Source organism: Streptomyces tubercidicus (assembly GCF_027497495.1).
Classification (GTDB): Bacteria; Actinomycetota; Actinomycetes; order Streptomycetales; family Streptomycetaceae; genus Streptomyces; species Streptomyces tubercidicus.
The window spans coordinates 3537686-3555520 of the sequence record NZ_CP114205.1 but is presented as its reverse complement, the minus strand read 5'-3'; the positions used below and the strand labels follow the sequence as shown (position 1 = coordinate 3555520).

The 17835-nt window shown below is 71.5% G+C and carries 16 protein-coding genes; 12 read left to right on the top strand and 4 right to left on the bottom strand.

The features are described from left to right. The first annotated feature begins 16 nt into the window (after nucleotides 1-16). The 3 genes from hpt to folE all read left to right on the top strand — a co-directional run bounded on the left by hpt (nucleotide 17) and on the right by folE (nucleotide 3582). Nucleotides 17-556, top strand: a complete 540-nt coding sequence (hpt, locus tag STRTU_RS15250) for a hypoxanthine phosphoribosyltransferase (RefSeq protein ID WP_030077134.1) — start codon at nucleotides 17-19, stop codon at nucleotides 554-556. A 280-nt stretch (nucleotides 557-836) separates the two neighbouring features. After that, entirely contained in the window at nucleotides 837-2849 is a 2013-nt protein-coding gene (gene ftsH, locus STRTU_RS15245) for an ATP-dependent zinc metalloprotease FtsH (RefSeq protein ID WP_159744026.1), read from the top strand. Nucleotides 2850-2976: 127 nt separating this feature from the next. After that, complete coding sequence (gene folE / locus STRTU_RS15240) at nucleotides 2977-3582, top strand: GTP cyclohydrolase I FolE (RefSeq protein WP_159744025.1); 606 nt, start codon at nucleotides 2977-2979, stop codon at nucleotides 3580-3582. Between the two features lie 103 nt (nucleotides 3583-3685). Here the strand turns inward: folE and STRTU_RS15235 are convergent, their stop codons facing one another. Then, on the bottom strand, nucleotides 3686-4801 hold the full coding sequence (locus tag STRTU_RS15235; RefSeq protein ID WP_159744024.1) for an alpha/beta hydrolase: 1116 nt from the start codon (nucleotides 4799-4801) through the stop codon (nucleotides 3686-3688). Between the two features lie 141 nt (nucleotides 4802-4942). Here STRTU_RS15235 and STRTU_RS15230 point away from each other — a divergent pair, with 141 nt between their 5' ends. The 7 genes from STRTU_RS15230 (at nucleotide 4943) to STRTU_RS15200 (ending at nucleotide 11812) form a co-directional block, all read left to right on the top strand. Beyond that, nucleotides 4943-6790, top strand: a complete 1848-nt coding sequence (locus STRTU_RS15230; protein WP_167539153.1) for a phosphatidylglycerol lysyltransferase domain-containing protein — start codon at nucleotides 4943-4945, stop codon at nucleotides 6788-6790. A 147-nt stretch (nucleotides 6791-6937) separates the two neighbouring features. Continuing rightward, nucleotides 6938-7867, top strand: a complete 930-nt coding sequence (folP, locus tag STRTU_RS15225; RefSeq protein ID WP_246240556.1) for a dihydropteroate synthase — start codon at nucleotides 6938-6940, stop codon at nucleotides 7865-7867. Between the two features lie 5 nt (nucleotides 7868-7872). After that, on the top strand, nucleotides 7873-8352 hold the full coding sequence (locus STRTU_RS15220; protein ID WP_159744023.1) for a nuclear transport factor 2 family protein: 480 nt from the start codon (nucleotides 7873-7875) through the stop codon (nucleotides 8350-8352). 418 nt (nucleotides 8353-8770) lie between these two features. Next, nucleotides 8771-9130, top strand: a complete 360-nt coding sequence (gene folB / locus STRTU_RS15215; protein ID WP_159744022.1) for a dihydroneopterin aldolase — start codon at nucleotides 8771-8773, stop codon at nucleotides 9128-9130. Between the two features lie 56 nt (nucleotides 9131-9186). Next, complete coding sequence (folK, locus tag STRTU_RS15210; protein WP_159746969.1) at nucleotides 9187-9774, top strand: 2-amino-4-hydroxy-6-hydroxymethyldihydropteridine diphosphokinase; 588 nt, start codon at nucleotides 9187-9189, stop codon at nucleotides 9772-9774. Between the two features lie 163 nt (nucleotides 9775-9937). Continuing rightward, nucleotides 9938-10429 carry a DUF3180 domain-containing protein gene (locus STRTU_RS15205; RefSeq protein ID WP_159744021.1) on the top strand — a complete coding sequence of 164 codons (492 nt, stop codon included), beginning with the start codon at nucleotides 9938-9940 and terminating at the stop codon, nucleotides 10427-10429. A gap of 150 nt (nucleotides 10430-10579) precedes the next feature. Beyond that, nucleotides 10580-11812, top strand: coding sequence for a hypothetical protein (locus STRTU_RS15200; protein ID WP_167539152.1), 1233 nt, complete (start codon nucleotides 10580-10582; stop codon nucleotides 11810-11812). A gap of 225 nt (nucleotides 11813-12037) precedes the next feature. Here the strand turns inward: STRTU_RS15200 and STRTU_RS15195 are convergent, their stop codons facing one another. Then, nucleotides 12038-13180, bottom strand: a complete 1143-nt coding sequence (locus STRTU_RS15195; protein ID WP_159744020.1) for an NADH-quinone oxidoreductase subunit D — start codon at nucleotides 13178-13180, stop codon at nucleotides 12038-12040. Nucleotides 13181-13224: 44 nt separating this feature from the next. Continuing rightward, on the bottom strand, nucleotides 13225-14334 hold the full coding sequence (locus STRTU_RS15190) for an SAM-dependent methyltransferase (RefSeq protein ID WP_159744019.1): 1110 nt from the start codon (nucleotides 14332-14334) through the stop codon (nucleotides 13225-13227). 172 nt (nucleotides 14335-14506) lie between these two features. On the opposite strand from STRTU_RS15190, the gene STRTU_RS15185 reads away from it, so the two are divergent. After that, nucleotides 14507-15712: a sensor histidine kinase gene (locus STRTU_RS15185; protein WP_159744018.1), complete on the top strand. Its 1206-nt coding sequence runs from the start codon at nucleotides 14507-14509 to the stop codon at nucleotides 15710-15712. Nucleotides 15713-15821: 109 nt separating this feature from the next. Further along, nucleotides 15822-16505 (top strand): response regulator, encoded by a 684-nt coding sequence (locus STRTU_RS15180; RefSeq protein ID WP_159744017.1) that lies wholly within the window; start codon nucleotides 15822-15824, stop codon nucleotides 16503-16505. Between the two features lie 141 nt (nucleotides 16506-16646). Here the strand turns inward: STRTU_RS15180 and STRTU_RS15175 are convergent, their stop codons facing one another. Continuing rightward, nucleotides 16647-17822, bottom strand: a complete 1176-nt coding sequence (locus tag STRTU_RS15175; protein ID WP_159744016.1) for a DUF5937 family protein — start codon at nucleotides 17820-17822, stop codon at nucleotides 16647-16649. Nucleotides 17823-17835 lie beyond the last annotated feature (13 nt).

Below are 17835 nucleotides of genomic sequence, written 5' to 3'. Positions count from 1 at the left end.
GGTGGACGACAAGGACATGGGCTCCGACCTTCAGTCGGTACTCATCAGCAAGGAAGAGATCGACGCGAAGCTGGCGGAGCTGGCCGCGAAGATCGACGCGGAGTACGCGGGCAAGGACCTGCTCATCGTCGGCGTCCTCAAGGGCGCCGTGATGGTGATGGCGGACCTGGCGCGCGCGCTGTCCACCCCCGTCACGATGGACTGGATGGCCGTGTCGTCGTACGGCGCGGGCACCCAGTCCTCCGGCGTGGTCCGCATCCTCAAGGACCTCGACACCGACATCAAGGGCAAGCACGTCCTGATCGTCGAGGACATCATCGACTCCGGTCTGACGCTGTCGTGGCTGCTGTCGAACCTCGGCTCGCGGGAGCCGGCCTCGCTGGAGGTCTGCACCCTGCTGCGCAAGCCGGACGCGGCCAAGGTCGCCATCGACGTGAAGTGGATCGGCTTCGACATTCCCAACGAGTTCGTCGTCGGCTACGGCCTCGACTTCGCGGAGAAGTACCGCAATCTGCCGTTCGTCGGTACTCTCGCGCCGCACGTCTACGGCGGCTGAGGGCGTCCCGCGCTCGTCCGGCCGCGGTGGCCGGGCGGGCCCCGGACCGTCCGCTGCGGCCCGGCGGGAACCCTTTGGGGCCGCCCGCCGTTGGAGCAGGGAGAGCGGAATCCCCGGCTTCATGTTCACCCTCGGCGCAGGCGCCGGGTGACAATGCTGGGGTACCGTCCGAAGGCAGTTCTTTTTCGGGCCAGTAATACACCGTACGCACGACCAGCCCTCCCAAGGGCGTTGTGCCTCACTGTGGCAGGAGGGACGGGGCCTCAGCGGCTCCGTATGGATGGACGTGAAGCGATACTTCCGTGGGCCGGTCATGTGGATCGTGCTGGCCGTCCTCGCCGTGGTCGTGTTGATGCAGGTCGTCGGCTCGTCCGGCGGCTACAAGACGGTGGACACCGGTCAGGTCGTCAAGGCGATCGCTGACAACAAGGTGAAATCCGCCGAGCTGACGACCGGTGACGAGAACAAGATCAAGATTGAGCTGTCGGGCTCCTACAAGATCGACGGCTCCAACAAGCTCCAGGCGAGCTACATCGGCGACCAGGGCGTCGACGTCGCCAAGAACCTGCAGGCCAAGTACCAGACCGGCGAGATCAAGGACGGGTACACCGTCTCCCCGTCGAAGCAGAACCCGTTCGTCGGTGTGCTGCTCTCGCTGCTCCCCTTCGTCCTCATCGTGGTCGTCTTCCTGTTCCTGATGAATCAGATGCAGGGCGGCGGCTCCCGGGTGATGAACTTCGGGAAGTCCAAGGCGAAGCTCATCACCAAGGACACCCCCAAGACGACCTTCACGGACGTCGCGGGGTCGGACGAGGCCGTCGAGGAGCTCCACGAGATCAAGGAGTTCCTCCAGGAGCCGGCGAAGTTCCAGGCCGTCGGCGCCAAGATTCCCAAGGGCGTGCTGCTGTACGGCCCGCCCGGAACGGGCAAGACGCTGCTGGCGCGCGCCGTCGCCGGCGAGGCGGGCGTCCCGTTCTACTCGATCTCCGGTTCCGACTTCGTCGAGATGTTCGTCGGTGTCGGTGCCTCCCGGGTCCGTGACCTCTTCGAGCAGGCCAAGGCGAACGCCCCGGCGATCGTCTTCGTCGACGAGATCGACGCCGTCGGCCGGCACCGCGGTGCGGGCCTGGGCGGTGGCCACGACGAGCGTGAGCAGACCCTCAACCAGCTGCTGGTCGAGATGGACGGCTTCGACGTCAAGGGCGGTGTGATCCTGATCGCCGCCACGAACCGTCCGGACATCCTCGACCCGGCGCTGCTGCGCCCCGGCCGTTTCGACCGGCAGATCGCCGTCGACCGTCCGGACCTGCAGGGCCGTCTGGAGATCCTCAAGGTCCACCAGAAGGGCAAGCCGGTCGCGCCGGACGTCGACCTCTCGGCCGTCGCCAAGCGCACCCCCGGCTTCACCGGTGCCGATCTGTCCAACGTCCTCAACGAGGCCGCGCTGCTGACGGCCCGGAGCGACGAGAAGCTGATCAACAACCACTTCCTGGACGAGGCGATCGACCGCGTCGTGGCCGGACCGCAGAAGCGGACCCGGATCATGTCCGAGAAGGAGAAGAAGATCACCGCGTACCACGAGGGCGGACACGCCCTGGTCGCGGCGGCCTCACCGAACTCCGACCCGGTCCACAAGATCACGATCCTGTCCCGAGGCCGGGCCCTGGGTTACACCATGGTCCTGCCGGACGAGGACAAGTACTCCACCACCCGCAACGAGATGCTCGACCAGCTGGCGTACATGCTGGGCGGCCGCGCGGCGGAGGAGCTGGTCTTCCACGACCCGACCACGGGCGCCGCGAACGACATCGAGAAGGCCACCGCCACGGCCCGCGCGATGGTCACGCAGTACGGCATGACCGAGCGGCTCGGCGCGATCAAGTTCGGCACCGACAACTCCGAGCCCTTCCTGGGCCGTGAGATGGGTCACCAGCGCGACTACTCGGAAGAGGTCGCCGCGCTGGTCGATGAGGAAGTCAAGAAGCTCATCGAGACCGCGCACAACGAGGCGTGGGAGATCCTGGTCGAGAACCGCGATGTGCTCGACAACCTCGTGCTGACGCTCCTGGAGAAGGAGACCCTCGGCAAGGAGGAGATCGCCGAGCTCTTCAAGCACGTGGTCAAGCGCCCGGCCCGCCCGGCGTGGACCGGCTCGTCGCGCCGTACGCCCTCCAGCCGCCCGCCGGTGCTGTCGCCGAAGGAGCTGGCCCCGGCCAACGGCTCGGTGACCACGACCGCCACGGTCTCCACGGAGAAGGCGGAAGCACCCGAGGAGCAGCGTCCCGAGAGCTGATCCCCGACGGCCTCCGGCCCCGGAATAAATGCCGCGCCCCCCAGGCTTAACCTGGGGGGCGCGGCATTCCGCGATTCCACGGCGCCGCCACCGCGATCCGAGCGGGCCTAGAAGGAACGAGGTACCCATGACGGACCCTGTGACGCTGGACGTCGACGGCAAGATCGGCACATTCGACGAGAAGCGCGCCGAGAACGCCGTACGCGAGCTGCTCATCGCGGTGGGCGAGGACCCGGACCGCGAGGGCCTGCTGGAGACGCCGGCGCGGGTGGCTCGGGCGTACCGGGAGATCTTCGCCGGGCTGTGGCAGAAGCCGGAGGACGTGCTGACGACCACGTTCGACCTGGGCCATGACGAGATGGTGCTGGTCAAGGACATCGAGGTGGTCTCCAACTGTGAGCATCACCTGGTCCCGTTCGTCGGGGTGGCCCATGTCGGCTACATCCCGTCCACCGACGGCAAGATCACCGGGCTGTCCAAGCTGGCCCGGCTGGTCGATGTGTTCGCCCGGCGCCCGCAGGTCCAGGAGCGGCTGACCACGCAGATCGCGGACTCGCTGATGCAGATCCTGGAGCCGCGCGGCGTGATCGTCGTCATCGAGTGCGAGCACATGTGCATGACGATGCGCGGGGTGCGCAAGCCGGGCGCCAAGACGACGACCTCGGCCGTGCGCGGCCAGCTGCGGGACGCCGCCACCCGCGCCGAGGCGATGAGCCTGATACTGGCCCGCTGAGGCACCTACCGGCCCGCTGAGGCGCCGGGACGACGCAACGGCCGGGTCCCTCGCAGGAGGGACCCGGCCGTGGCCGGTGCCGGTACGTGCAGGTGCCTGCCCGTCAGACCTTGAGGTGGTTGCCGAGCCACTGGAGGGCGGCGGGGATCTCCCGGCGCCAGGTGTTGAAGTTGTGGCCGCCGCTGTCGAGGAGGATCGACGAGACCTTGCTCGGCGACTTCGTCTGCTCGATGAACCGCAGCGTCTGCCGGTAATTCGCCTCGCCCTGCCTGCTGCTGGTGACCAGCAGGTTCACCGGGGGCGCGGGCAGATTCCGCTGACGCCACAGCAGATTGTTCTCGCGCTCCAGCTGCTTGCTGCCGCCGAAGAGGTCACCGGTGGTGGCGTCGCGCGGGGCCTTGTAGGCGCCGGAGAGGGCGACGGCGCTGGAGTACGCCTCGGGGTGGCGCATGGTCATCTTCAGCGCGCAGTAGCCGCCGGTGGAGTCACCGACGACACCCCAGCTCTTGGCCTCGTTCCCTATTCGGTAGTGGGCCGAGATATCCGCGCGCAGGTCCTTGGTGAAGAAGGTCTCGGTCTGCGGGCCCTTCGGTATGTCCATGCACTCCGTGTCGCGCGGCGGTGCCACGGTCGGGCGCATCATGACCAGAACGGTCGGCCGCATCTTGCGCTGCTTGAGCAGTTCGTGCTGGGTCTGCGGGAAATGCAGCTTCTTGTAGAGCGCCTGGGCGGTGCCGGGGTAGCCGGTGAGTACCAGGGCCGCCGGGAACTTCTTGTGCGCGTATTTCTTCTGGAAGTACTGCGGCGGCAGATAGACGAACGCGGGGCTGGCGATCTGCGAGTGTTCGCCCTGCACCAGCACCTTGTCGATCCGGCCGCCGGTCGCCGGCCGGGAGCCGTTCCGTACGCTCACCCGCTCGGTGCCCAGCATCCGCAGCTCGGTGCCGTGCGGCCCGGTCTTGTAATCGGTGACCACGCCCGGCTCCTGTTCCTGGCCGAAGAGGTCGGCCCAGGACGCGTAGAAGCCGAAGGAACTGTTGGCGTAGAGACCGATGGCGGCGAAAAGGGAGAGCTGCGTCGCCACCAGGAGGCCGATGCGCCCGAGCACGGCGCGCCAGTTCCCCCTGGAGAGGCGTGGCCAGAGCCAAATGGTGAGGACAAAAAGTGCCACCGCGACAAGGACGGCAAGAAGCAGCACTTTCTTACTGGTGAGACCCATGTGGTGCTTTCTTCCGGGCGGCCCGGCCATCCGTACCGCTGATGGAACCCCGAGCCCTGAAACGCCGTCATACAGGGCGCAAAAAGTCCAGATGCTGCGACTAGGCTCGCACGTTCTCTCGACCGGGGCGACGGGAAAGTGATGTCTGACAGGCTAGATGGCGAATCGTCGGAGACGGTTGCGTGGCGAACACCACGCTGGCTCCGCGGCCCGCGTCCCGAAGCGGTGCCGGGCGTCGTCGGTACGGCCGGCGTGGTCGTCGGCCTGCTGAACCTCCTCGCCGGGGTCTTCCCCCGGTTCCGGCACAGCCGGGTGCACGCCCTGGCGGAGGTGCTGCCGGGCGCGGTGAGCCCGCTGGCGGCCGCCGCCTCCATCGTCGTCGGCATCCTGCTGCTCCTGCTGGCCCACGGGCTCAAGCGGCGTAAGCGGCGGGCCTGGGGAGCGGCCGTGGCGCTGCTGCCGGTGGGGATCGCCGCCCAGCTCGTCTACCGCCACTCCGTCTTCGGGGCGGCGCTCTCGCTGGCGCTGCTGGTGTTCCTGGTGTGGCACCGGCGGGAGTTCGCGGCCCTGCCCGACCCGCGCAGCCGCTGGAAGGCGGTGGCGAACCTGATCGTGCTCGGCGGTGTGAGCTTCGCCATCGGCATGGTCGTCGTCAGCTCCCACCCCCACAAGACCATCGGCTCGCCCTCCCTCTGGGAGCGCGCCCAGCACGTCCTGTGGGGCCTGTTCGGCTTCGAGGGCCCGGTCGGCTACACCCACCACGTCGACTACACCGTCGGCTACTCGCTGGGCGCGCTCGGCCTGCTGACCGTCGCCACCACCGCGTACCTCGCCTTCCGCCCCGAACACCCGGCGGCCCGGCTGACCGACGACGACGAGCAGCAGCTGCGCGCCCTGCTCGACCGGCACGGCGCCCGGGACTCCCTCGGCTACTTCGCGCTGCGCCGCGACAAGGGCGTGGTCTTCTCCCCGACCGGCAAGGCCGCGGTCTGCTACCGGGTGATCTCCGGGGTGATGCTCGCCAGCGGCGACCCGATCGGCGATGTCGAGGCGTGGCCGGGCGCCATCGAGCGCTTCATGGCGGAGGCGAAGGCGCACTCCTGGACCCCGGCGGTCACCGGCTGCAGCGAGACCGGCGGCCAGGTGTGGACCCGGGAGACCGGGATGGACGCGCTGGAGCTGGGCGACGAGGCGATCGTGGACGTCGCCGACTTCACCCTCACCGGCCGCGCGATGCGCAACGTACGGCAGATGGTCAAGCGCATCGAGCGCAACGGCTACGAGACGCGGGTGCGGCGGGTGCGCGACCTGGCGCCGGACGAGCTGGCGCGGATCCAGCGGGCCGCGGACGCCTGGCGGGACACCGACACCGAGCGCGGCTTCTCCATGGCGCTGGGCCGGATCGACGCGGTGGCCGACGGGGACGCGGTGATCGCCACCGCGCATCAGGCGCCGGCCGAGGGCGAGGAGCCCGGCCCGTACGGCGACCTGAAGGCGATGCAGCACTTCGTGCCGTGGGGCGACAGCGGGATCTCCCTGGAGCTGATGCGGCGCGACCGCAGCGCCGACCCCGGGATGAACGAGCTGCTGATCGTCGCCACGCTGCAGGCCGCCCCGGACCTCCGGATCAAGCAGGTGTCGCTGAACTTCGCGGTCTTCCGCTCCTCGCTGGAGCGCGGCGAGAAGCTGGGCGCCGGGCCGGTCATCCGGGTCTGGCGGGGGATGCTGATCTTCCTGTCCCGCTGGTACCAGATCGAGTCGCTGTACAAGTTCAACGACAAGTTCCGGCCACGCTGGGAGCCCCGTTTCGTGGTGTTCCGCAACAGCCGCGACATTCCCCGTATCGGTCTGGCGGCGCTGCAGGCCGAGGGCTATCTGGAGCTGGGCCTGCCGCGCATGCTGCGGCGCCGGAAGGCCGCTCCGCCGCGGCCGTGTGCGCATATGCCGCGGCCGGCCGCCTCGCAGGGCGCGGTCGAGCGGGCCGCCTGACGCAGGCATGGCCGGACCTCCTGGCGGGCCGTCCCGTACGGCTTCCGAGCGGCCGTCCCGTACGGCCTCCGGCAGGCCCGCGCCACTGAAGTCCCCGCACGCGGTGGCCGCAATCCGGCCGGTCGGCACACGGCCTACGCTGGTGCCATGAGTACCTTGCGTGGCCGGGTGGCCGGACTGCCGGACTGGGAACGCTGCGCGGTGATGGGCGTCGTCAATGTGACGCCCGATTCGTTCTCCGACGGCGGCGACTGGTTCGATACCGAACTCGCCGTCAAACACGGTCTCGACCTGGTGGCGCAGGGCGCCGACATGGTGGACGTGGGCGGTGAGTCGACCCGGCCGGGCGCGGCGCGGGTGGACGAGGCCGAGGAGCTGCGCCGGGTCGTCCCGGTCGTCCGGGAGCTGGCCGCGGCCGGTGTCGTGGTCTCCGTGGACACCATGCGGGCCTCGGTCGCCGAGCAGGCCGTGGCGGCCGGTGCGCGGCTGGTCAACGACGTCAGCGGGGGCGCAGCCGACCCGGCGATGGTGCCGGTGGTGGCCGCGCACCACGTCCCGTTCGTCGTGATGCACTGGCGCGGCCAGTCCATCGACATGAACAACCGCGCCGTCTACGGGGACGTGGTCGCCGAGGTCGTCGACGAGCTCGGGCGGAGCATGGAGCGCGCGGTGTCCGGCGGCATCGACCCGGACCGGATCGTCATCGACCCGGGACTGGGTTTCGCCAAGGAGGCCGGGCACGATCTCGCGCTGGTCGCCCGGCTGGCGCGGCTGCGGGCGCTGGGCCGTCCACTGCTGGTGGCCGCATCGCGGAAACGGTTCCTGGGCAGGGTGCTGGCGGGCGGCGAGGGAGCCGCCCCACCGCCGGCCCGGGAGCGGGATGCCGCGACGGCGGCGGTGTCGGCGATCGTGGCGCGAGAGGGGGCCTGGGCGGTGCGGGTGCACGAGGTCAGGGCGAGCGCGGATGCGGTACGGGTGGCCCGCGCCGTGGAGGGCGCGGCGGCGGTGCCGGCCGACGGCAGCGCGGCGAACGGGACGACGGCGAACACGACGGCGAACACGACGGGAACGGTGTGAGCGGCTTGGGCCCGCAGACGGACATCGAGCTGGTCGAGCAGGCGAACACCACCCTGTACGAGACCATCGAGCGCGGCGACCACGAGGCGCTGTCCGAGCTTTGGCTGGACGGCCAGGTGAGTGTGGTGCACCCGGGGTGGCCGGTGTTGCGGGGACGCGGCGAGGTGCTGCGCTCGTACGCCCTGATCATGGCGAACACCGAGTACATCCAGTTCTTCCTCACGGATGTGGAGATCGACGTCGTCGGTGACACCGCGCTGGTGACCTGCACGGAGAACATCCTCAGCGGCGGCCCCGCCGAGGACGACGGCTCGGTGGGGCCGCTGATCGGCCAGCTGGTCGTGGCGACCAATGTCTTCCGGCGTACGGACGACGGCTGGCGGGTGTGGTCGCACCACGGCTCGCCGGTGCTGGCGGACCGCGACGACGAGGACGAGGACGACGAGGGCGGGGGCGCCGGCGAGGGCGGCGAGGACACGCTCTGAGCGCGTTGCCGGGGGCGGGCGCCGGACGGCGCGGTTCCGGGCGCGGGCGGGTGTGAGCCTTGCCATGCCGTCCGCCCTTGCGTCCTGGGCGGCGTGCTGCACGCTCGTCAGGGGCGGACGTCAGCCATCCGGGTGAGGGCGCACCCGTTCGAGCCAAGTGCGGCACGGGTAGGGGTGGGGCGTGGGCAGGGGGGTAAGAGGGCCGCGCGGACGATCTCCCGGCCCGCTGGCTGCTGTCCCGCGAGGCAGCGCTTAGCAGCAGGACGGGGTCTTGTCCATAGCCCCCGTGGGCGAGGACTGTCGGTACTCGAAGGTAGATTCGACGGCGGGGCAGTGTTGCCGGATCGCTCCGGTGCGCTGCCCGGGATCCGACGAACAGTGGCGCCAGAGGTGCCGTGGACCAGTGGGAGTGATTCGCGTGGATCGTGTCGCGCTGCGTGGGCTGAAGGCCCGAGGCCACCACGGGGTGTTTCCCCGGGAGCGCGAGGAAGGCCAGACCTTCATCGTCGACGTGGTGCTCGGCCTGGACACCCGGCAGGCCGCGGCAGGCGACGATCTCGCGAAGACCGTGCACTACGGCGTCGTGGCCGAGGAGGTGGTGGCCGTCGTACAGGGCGAGCCCGTCGACCTCATCGAGACCCTGGCTCAGCGCATCGCCGACCAGTGCCTCACGCACGAGGGCGTGCACGAGGTGGAGGTGGTGGTGCACAAGCCGGACGCACCGATCACCGTCCCCTTTGACGACGTGACCATCACCATCACTCGGAGCCGAGTATGAAGCCCACCCGCCACCCGACCACCGCTCCGCACGGAGCCTCCGCGGCGCGTCCCGCCATGGCCGACCCGACCGTGCAGCCGGTGCCCGCCTCCGTAGTGGAGCAGGTGGACGCCGCCGATGTGACGCTCTCCAACCCCAAACGCGCCGTGATCTCCCTCGGCAGCAATCTCGGCAACCGCCTGGAGACCCTCCAGGGCGCCGTCGACGCGCTGGAGGACACCCCCGGGCTGCGGGTCAAGGCGGTCTCCCCGGTCTACGAGACGGCGCCGTGGGGCGTGGCCCCCGGTTCCCAGCCGACGTACTTCAACGCCGTGGTGCTGATCAAGACGACGCTGCCGCCGGACTCCCTCCTGGAGCGCGGGCAGGCGATCGAGGAAGCCTTCGAGCGGGTCCGCGACGAGCGCTGGGGCCCGCGCACGATCGACGTCGACATCCTGGCGTATCAGGACGTGGTCTCCGCGGACCCGCGGCTGACGCTGCCGCACCCGCGCGCCCATGAGCGGGCGTTCGTGCTGGTGCCGTGGCATGACATCGACCCGGAGGCCGTGGTTCCCGGGGTCGGCGCGGTGGCCGAACTGCTGTCCGCGGTCGGCCGCGACGGTGTGGAACCGCGGGCGGACCTGGAACTGCGGCTGCCGGAGTAGTCGTTAAGGTTGCGGGTCGGCTCCCCGCGGGATGCATCCGTACGGAGCGGGATGCATCTGTACGGAGTGGGGTGCATCCGTACGGAGCGGACAGGGCGGCCCGGACGAGACGGACGGCCGTGACGGCAGGGAAGGTCATGACGGCGCGAAGGGCGATCGCTCGGTGAAGCAGCTACACATCAAGGTGCTGGTCGGGCTGTTTCTGGCGGCCGGGGTGCTGGCCTGGGGCGGCGCCCGGCTGTGGGACTCGTTCGGCACCCTGCCCAGCGTTCCGGTGGCCGCCCCGGTCGTGCTGGGGCTGATCGCCGCGGTGCTCGCGGCCACCGCGTTCTCGTTCCGGTCGCGGCTGCGCGCCCAGCGCGAGCGCCGGCCGGGCGCCAAGGGCGTCGAACCGCTGGTGGCCGCCCGTGCGGTGGTCTTCGGGCAGGCCAGCGCGCTGGTGGCGGCGCTGGTCGCCGGGCTGTACGGCGGCGTCGGCGTCTTTCTGCTGAGCACCGGGCTGGAGGTCGCACCGCGCCGGGACCAGGCGATCTACGCCGCGCTGTCGGTGGTCGCCGGAGTGGCGGTGGTCGCCGCGGCGATATTCCTGGAGCGGGTGTGCAAGCTGCCCGACGATGACGGCAACGGGAACGGCGGGGCGGACGCGGCGGTGTGACGGGGCGCAGGGTCCCGTCACGGCGCGCAGGCTCCCCTACGGCGCGCCGTTCGAGGTGAAGTTCTAGGGATTTGGTCAAGAAGTAACCAGCGTGAAACGGATCGGTGTGCGGGGCCCCATAGATCCCGCACGCACGGTAAGTTTCTGGCCATGCCACGAGGACGCCACCGCCAATCACCACCCCTCCACCGGCTGCTTCCTCCCTCGACGGTCGCCGGTGCGTCAATCGCCTGCGCCGCGGGCGCGTGGTTTGCCGGCGACGATCTGGTGCAACGGGTGCTCGCCGCGGGCGCGGCGGCCGCCGCACTGACCGGCGCCGTCCTTCTGCGGACCTGGGACCGCAAGGCAGGCCGACAGGTCGCCGAACTCCACCGCGTCCGGGTGCGCGACGAGTGGCGTACCGAGGAGCGGATAGCCGAACTCGAAACGGACGTCGAGGAAGCCCGCGAGATCCGGGCCGGGCTGGAGGGCAAACTCCGCGCCAAGCGCGCCGAATTGGCCCGGCTGCGCAGCGAACACGCCGATCTGCTGCGCCGATACGCCACCGCCGAGACCGAGCGGGCCAGCGCACTGGAGGGCCGTCGGCTGCTCGCCATCGAGGCCGCCGCCCCCGCCAAGGCGCTGCCGGCCGTCGCCGGACTCTCCCTGGCGCTGCACGCGTCCCCCAAACTCCCGGTCCAGCACCCCAGTTCCCCGCTGCGCCCGAAGAGGGCGGACGGCCCCGCGGCGGGGGAGGCGCCCCGCGCAGGGAAGTCCACCGTCCCCGCCCGGCGCGAGCCCGCCACGGACCCGGCCGCCGCCACCTTCGCCCAGGCCGACCAGGCACTGCGCCGACTGGCCCGTAACGCCGCCCGGCAGCGCGCTGTCCAGAAGGCCGCGCGGCTGGCGAGGGAGGGCGCCGCGGCGGACGGAGCCGCCCGTTCCGGGCCGCCCGCCGGCCGGGACGCCCAGGGCAGCCGGGACGGTGAGAAGGCCCCGGGGAAGGCCCCGGCGGCAGCCGCACAGCGCACGGGCGAGCAGGACCCCGCCCGTACGGCCACCGCCGACGGACCCGCGCTGCGCCCGGTGCCGGCCACCGCCGTCGCCCCGTCCCGCCCCGCCGCGTCCCGGGCGACGGGCGGTTTCGACTTCTTCGGCAATGCGACCGCCGACGGCCCCCGGCAGCTGGCCGGGCCGCTGGAGGAGGATCTGGCGGACGTCGTCGGGGACGAGGCCGTCGCCGAACAGTCGGCCCGTACGGAGCCGTCCGCGGAGCCCGCGGCGGACGGGGGAGCCCGGACCGACGGGGAGACGACCAGCGGCAGCGGCGAGGTCATCGACCTGACCGTGCACGACGAGACCGAACAGCTCGACCTCGGCACCCTGCGCACGGCCATTTCCTGACGGGCCGAACGGCCGGCACCCACGACCCGCACCACCCGGCTCCGGAGCGCTTCTCAGCTCCGGGGCCGGAGTGTTTCCGGGGCGGTGGATCTTCGCGTGGGCGGCTGTCCGTACGGGCCGCTCCCGCGTGGGGTGGCGGCGCCTCGTTGTCCACAGGGTGTGGATGAACTGCCGCGCGTACGGGCACCGAAGGGCCGGTGGCTCCGGCGCCCGCCCACGGGCCGCCTACTTGTCGATGTCCCCGACCACGAAGAACAGCGAGCCGAGAATCGCCACCATGTCGGCGACCAGCGTGCCCGGCAGCAGCTCCACCAGCGCCTGGATGTTGTTGAACGACGCCGAGCGCAGCTTGAGGCGGTAGGGGGTCTTGTCGCCCTTGGAGACGAGGTAGTAGCCGTTGATGCCGAGCGGGTTCTCGGTCCAGGCGTACGTCGCGCCCTCGGGGGCCTTCAGCACCTTCGGCAGCCGCTGGTTGACCGGCCCCGGCGGCAGCTCCGCCAGCCGGTCCAGGCAGGCATCGGCCAGATCGAGCGCATTGTGGCTCTGCGCCAGCAGGCACTCGAAGCGGGCCAGGCAGTCGCCCTCCTCCCGGGTGACGACCTCCAGGGTGGACTGCAGCTCCCCGTACGCCAGATACGGCTCGTCGCGCCGCAGGTCGAAGTCGACACCGGAGGCGCGGGCGATCGGCCCGGAGACGCCGTACGCATGCACCGCCTCCGGCGCGAGGACACCGACCCCGCGGGTCCGGCCGCGGAAGATCTCGTTGCCCAGGACCAGGTTGTCGAAGACGTGCATACGGGAGCGCACCTCGGCCACCGCGTGCCGCGCCCGGCCGAGCCAGCCGGCCGGCAGGTCCTCCTTGAGGCCGCCGACGCGGTTGAACATGTAGTGCATCCGGCCGCCGGAGATCTCCTCCATGACGGTCTGGAGTTCCTCCCGCTCCCGGAAGGCGTGGAAGACGGGCGTGATGCCGCCGAGCTCCAGGGGGTACGAGCCGAGGAACATCAGATGGTTCAGCACGCGGTTCAGCTCGGCGAGCAGGGTCCGCAGCCAGACGGCACGCTCGGGCACCTCCATGCCCAGCATCCGCTCGACGGCCATCACCACGCCCAGCTCGTTGGAGAACGCCGACAGCCAGTCGTGCCGGTTCGCGAGCATGATGATCTGGCGGTAGTCGCGCGCCTCGAAGAGCTTCTCGGCGCCGCGGTGCATATAGCCGATCACCGGCTCGGCGTGCTGGATGCGCTCGCCGTCCAGGACGAGGCGCAGCCGCAGCACGCCATGCGTCGAGGGATGCTGCGGGCCGATGTTCAGCACCATGTCGGTGCTCTCCGCCGCGCCGCCGATGCCGACCGTCGTCTCCGTCATGGGAACAGTCTTGCAGCCTGCCGCCCCAGGGAAAGCCCTGGCCCTCAGGCGTCCCATCCCTTGAGCAGCCCCGCGCACGCCCCGCCCACCGGCTCCAGGAGCCAGCCGAAGCCGCCCAGGCCCGCAGGGTCGGTCAACTCCGCCGCCGACCCCGCCGCGCCGAGCGCCCGTACGTAGGCCGCCGGGTCCGTGGACGCCAGGGTGAGCGGCGGGCGCCGTCCTTCCACCCCCAGGGCGCGCAGCGCCGCGCGCTGGGGCAGCCGCTCGGCGGACGGCCCGGCGCAGGCGTCCAGCGCCACATGCGCCGTGATGTCGCAGCTGCCGTCCGGGACGGGGGGCACCTCGCGGCCGTCGCGGAAGCCGGTGAGGGTGCCGAACAGCGGACGGTCGCCCCGTTCGTGCGCATAGTCGGCGGCGACGGCCAGACCGGCGCGCAGCGTCCGGACGGCCTGTGCCCAGGCCGCGTCCCGGGGACGGCCGATTTCGGCGCGCAGGCCGGGGGTGCCGTATACGGGGGAGTCGCATACGGGGGAGTCGCCTTCGGTGGTGCCGTCTCCGGGGGCGCGGCTTCCCGTGGTGCCGCCTTCGGGGGCGCCCGCGGCCAGGGGCGGGGTCCACCAGCGGCGGAGCCACTCCGCGTCCGCGCCGTCCACCGGCCCGCCCAGCCGCTCCGTGCCGTCGGCGCGGACCAGGACCCGGCGCGGCACCCCGTCCTCATCCGTCTCGACGACATCGACCGGCACATTGTCGAGCCATTCGTTCGCGAACAGCAGCCCGGTGACCGAGCCCGGCGCGGGCAGCTCGTCCCGCCAGCCGATCCGCGGATCGAGGCCCTGGGGGCGCGCGGCGCGCTCGACCGCGTACGGGCGCACCCGCGCGGACATCTCCGCGGGCAGCGCGGCCAGCACGCCCGTGAGCAGTTCGCCGCGCCCCGCGCCCACGTCGACCAGCGCCAGCTCGTCCGGATGGCCGAGCGCGCCGTCGACGCGGCAGAGCAGGGTGGCGACGGCGCCCGCGAAGAGCGGGGAGGCATGCACGGAGGTGCGGAAGTGACCGGCCGGGCCGGGGCCGCCGGGCCGGGTGTAGAAGCCGCTCTCCGGGCCGTACAGCGCCCGCTCCGTGGCCTCGCGCCACCCGCACCACTCGTTCGTCATCTGCCCCACGGTACGGGCGGGCGCCGCACCGGACGGCGGCACGAGGTGCCCGCCCTCCAGTGGCCCCCCACATGGGGTGCAGGAATTCTCCACCTTGGGGAGTAGGCCGGGCGTACAGGATCGCTCGTGCGGTTGACTCGTACACGTATGCAGGGTGCCTACGCTGGGTTACGTGCAGCGCCTCTACGACTTCATCCGCAGGCACCCGACAGCGGTGGACACCTTCTGGGCCGTCCCCCTCTTCGGGATCACCAGCCTGTGGGTCGCGTCCCAGGTCGATGGCGTCCAGCAGCCCATCGCCGCGCTCTTCACGATCGGGCTGTGCCTGGTGGTCGCGCTGCGCCGCAGGGCCCCCGTGAAGATGCTGCTGCTGACGGCCGCCATCGGCGTCGGCCAATTGATCTTCGCCGTCGAGAGCAACCCCGGCGACGCCGCGATGTTCGTGATCACCTACACCGTCGCGTCCGGGCCCACCGTGCCCCGCTGGGCCTCCCGCTGTGCGCTCGTCGGAGCCGTCTTCGGCCCCGCGCTCTCCTACTGGCGCTTCAACGAGAGCGTCGGCGGCGTGCGGGTGGGGCAGAACCTCTTCGCCACCGTGCTGCTCACCGTGCCCTTCGTCCTGGCCTGGGTGCTCGGCGACTCCATGCGCACCCGCCGCGCCTACTGGGCGCAGCTGGAGGAGCGGGCCGCCCGGTTGGAGAAGGAGCGCGAGACGCAGTCCCGGATCGCGGTCGCGGCCGAGCGCGCCCGTATCGCCCGCGAACTGCACGATGTCGTCGCCCACAACGTCTCGGTGATGGTCGTCCAGGCCGACGGCGCCGCCTATGTCCTCGACACCGCGCCCGAACAGACCCGGCAGGCGCTGGCGACGATCTCCGGCACGGGACGCCAGGCGCTGGCCGAAATGCGCCGCCTGCTGGGCGTGCTCCGTACTGGCGAGCAGCCCGAGAGCGGCGACTACGTCCCCCAGCCGGGCGTCGAGCAGCTCGCCGACCTCATCGACCAGGTACGCAGCGCGGGACTGCCGGTCGACTTCCGGCGGGTGGGCGAACCCCGCGAGGTGCCCAGCAGCGTCGAACTGACCGTGTACCGCATCGTCCAGGAAGCGCTCACCAACAGCCGCAAACATGGCGGCCCCGATGTCGGGGCGACCGTCCGGCTCGCCTACCGGGACGACGCACTCGATCTGCTCGTCGAGGACGACGGACGCGGCGCGCAGCGCGAGCTCTACGAGGACGGCGGGGCGGACGGCCTCGGCCACGGCCTCATCGGGATGCGCGAGCGGGTCGGCATGGTCGGCGGCACCCTGGCCGCGGGGCCGCGGCCGGGCGGCGGCTTCCGGATCAGCGCCGTGCTCCCGCTGAAACCGGCCCGGTGAGCGTGCGAACCGCTCCGGCCGGGATGGCGTCCTATGGGTGCGGGCCGCCACCCGCACTCCCCCCACCCCGTACGCTCAGCTCCACTCCTGCTCGAAGGGACCCCCACTCATGACCATCCGCGTGATGCTCGTCGACGACCAGGTGCTGCTGCGCACCGGTTTCCGGATGGTGCTGGCCGCGCAGCCCGACATGGAAGTCGTCGCGGAGGCGGGCAACGGTGTGGAGGCCCTGGAGGTACTGCGCGGCGTCCAGGTCGATGTGATCCTCATGGACGTACGGATGCCGCATCTGGACGGTGTGGAGACCACCCGCCGGATCTGCGAGGGCGGGCGCAAGGAGGACGCGCCGAAGGTGCTCATCCTGACCACCTTCGACCTGGACGAGTACGCCTTCTCCGCGCTCAAGGCCGGGGCCAGCGGCTTCATGCTCAAGGACGTGCCGCCGGGTGAACTGCTCGCCGCGATCCGGGCGGTGGAGAGCGGCGACGCGGTCGTGGCACCGTCCACCACCCGCCGGCTCCTCGACCGTTTCACGCCGATGCTGCCCGCCACCTCCGCCGAACCGTCCCGGCCCGAGCTGGAGCGGCTGACCGAGCGCGAGCGGGAGGTGCTGCTGCTGGTCGCCCAGGGGCTGTCGAACGGTGAGATCGCGGCCCGGCTGGTGCTCTCCGAGGCCACGGTCAAGACTCATGTGGGCCGCATCCTCACCAAGCTCAGCCTCCGCGACCGGGTCCAGGCGGTGGTGCTGGCGTACGAGACGGGGCTGGTGCGGGCGGGGGGAGCGGGGGCGTAAGGCGGCCGCGGAGGGTGGCTTGAGGCAGGGCCCGTCGGCCGGGAAACGGGGGCGTAGGCGGGGGGTGTGGCGGCCCCAGGGGCCTGGCCCTCAGGGGCGGTGTGGCGCCCCCAGGGGTCTGGCCCTCAGCGCACCACGCCCTCAGCGCAGCACGCCCTCCAGGAAGTCGCTGCCCAGCCGGGCCACCACCTGGAGGTCCAGCTGATGCAGCACATAGCGCCCACGGCGCCGTGTCTGGATCAGCCCGGCCTTCTTCAGCGTGGCGATATGCCGGGACACCTCCGGTGACGTGATGCCGAACGCGACCGCCAGCTCCCCCGTGGTGTGCGGCCCCCGCGACAGCGTCCGGCACAGCTGCATCCGCATCGGGTGGGCCAGCGCCTCCAGCCGCTGCTGGACGAGTTCCAGCGCGGCGGGCGCCGGCAACTCCGTTCCGGCGACGGGGTATTGGAGCACCGGACGCCAGCCGGGGGCGTGGCTGAACACCAGATGCGGCCAGCCGAACGACGTCGGCAGGAAGGTGACGCCCGGATCCGCGGGATCCGCGAACGCCGTCGTACGGCCCTGGGCGAGCTTGTCGAGGACGATCCGGGTGCCGCCGCTGCCGCCGCTGCCGCCGCTGCCGCCGCTGCCGCCGCTGCCGCCGCTGGGGCCGACCCCGCCGGCGCTGCCGTCCTGCCCGTCCTCCAGGCGCAGCGCCCGGGAGGTCGCGGACAGCGTCTCGGCGAGGCCCTTGCGGCGCAGCACCTCGGTCTTGTGCCGGGCATCGGCCGTCAGCTGGATGCTCACCCGCCGCCAGACGTCCCCGAAGAACGCCTCCTCGCAGTCCTCGAACAGCCGCCGCAGCCACACCCGCAGGCCGTCGGGATCGGTCAGCATCCGGTCGGTGAACGCCGCCTGCCGCGGGCCGCGCGCGGCGGCCATCTCCCGTACCCGCGCCCGCTCGTCCGCGTCGACCAGGGGCGACGGGGTGGGCCGGGTGTACCGCGCCGAGCAGGTGATCTCGAACGCGGCGGCCACGAACCGCTCGTCGTCGATCTTGTCCAGCTCGTCCAGGTCCTCGGCCAGCGTCGCCCCGGGGCGGGTGGGCAGCAGGATGTCGGAACGGGAGGACCGCCACAGGAAATCCGCCTCGCACAACCGGTCGGCGAGGTCGGTCTTCAGCGCCGCGTGGGTGGCGGTGACCCAGCCGTGCAGCCCGGGATGGTGCCCCGGCTCGGACAGCGCGTGCAGCGCGGCACCCAACTCCGCCAAGGGCGACGGGGAGAACACGATGCGCTCCGGCGACAGCCCGGTGATGTCGATGACGTTGGCCATGCGCCCATCATGC

Bases quoted from the DNA above. Each gene is read 5' to 3' on its own strand.
- folK (WP_159746969.1), top strand. From the start codon at position 9,187: ATGGCCGACCCGACCGTGCAGCCGGTGCCCGCCTCCGTAGTGGAGCAG.
- folP (WP_246240556.1), top strand. From the start codon at position 6,938: ATGAGTACCTTGCGTGGCCGGGTGGCCGGACTGCCGGACTGGGAACGC.
- ftsH (WP_159744026.1), top strand. From the start codon at position 837: ATGGACGTGAAGCGATACTTCCGTGGGCCGGTCATGTGGATCGTGCTG.
- STRTU_RS15235 (WP_159744024.1), bottom strand. From the start codon at position 4,801: ATGGGTCTCACCAGTAAGAAAGTGCTGCTTCTTGCCGTCCTTGTCGCG.
- folE (WP_159744025.1), top strand. From the start codon at position 2,977: ATGACGGACCCTGTGACGCTGGACGTCGACGGCAAGATCGGCACATTC.
- STRTU_RS15195 (WP_159744020.1), bottom strand. From the start codon at position 13,180: ATGACGGAGACGACGGTCGGCATCGGCGGCGCGGCGGAGAGCACCGAC.
- STRTU_RS15190 (WP_159744019.1), bottom strand. From the start codon at position 14,334: ATGACGAACGAGTGGTGCGGGTGGCGCGAGGCCACGGAGCGGGCGCTG.
- STRTU_RS15180 (WP_159744017.1), top strand. From the start codon at position 15,822: ATGACCATCCGCGTGATGCTCGTCGACGACCAGGTGCTGCTGCGCACC.
- STRTU_RS15175 (WP_159744016.1), bottom strand. From the start codon at position 17,822: ATGGCCAACGTCATCGACATCACCGGGCTGTCGCCGGAGCGCATCGTG.
- hpt (WP_030077134.1), top strand. From the start codon at position 17: ATGGGCTCCGACCTTCAGTCGGTACTCATCAGCAAGGAAGAGATCGAC.
- STRTU_RS15200 (WP_167539152.1), top strand. From the start codon at position 10,580: ATGCCACGAGGACGCCACCGCCAATCACCACCCCTCCACCGGCTGCTT.
- STRTU_RS15230 (WP_167539153.1), top strand. From the start codon at position 4,943: ATGTCTGACAGGCTAGATGGCGAATCGTCGGAGACGGTTGCGTGGCGA.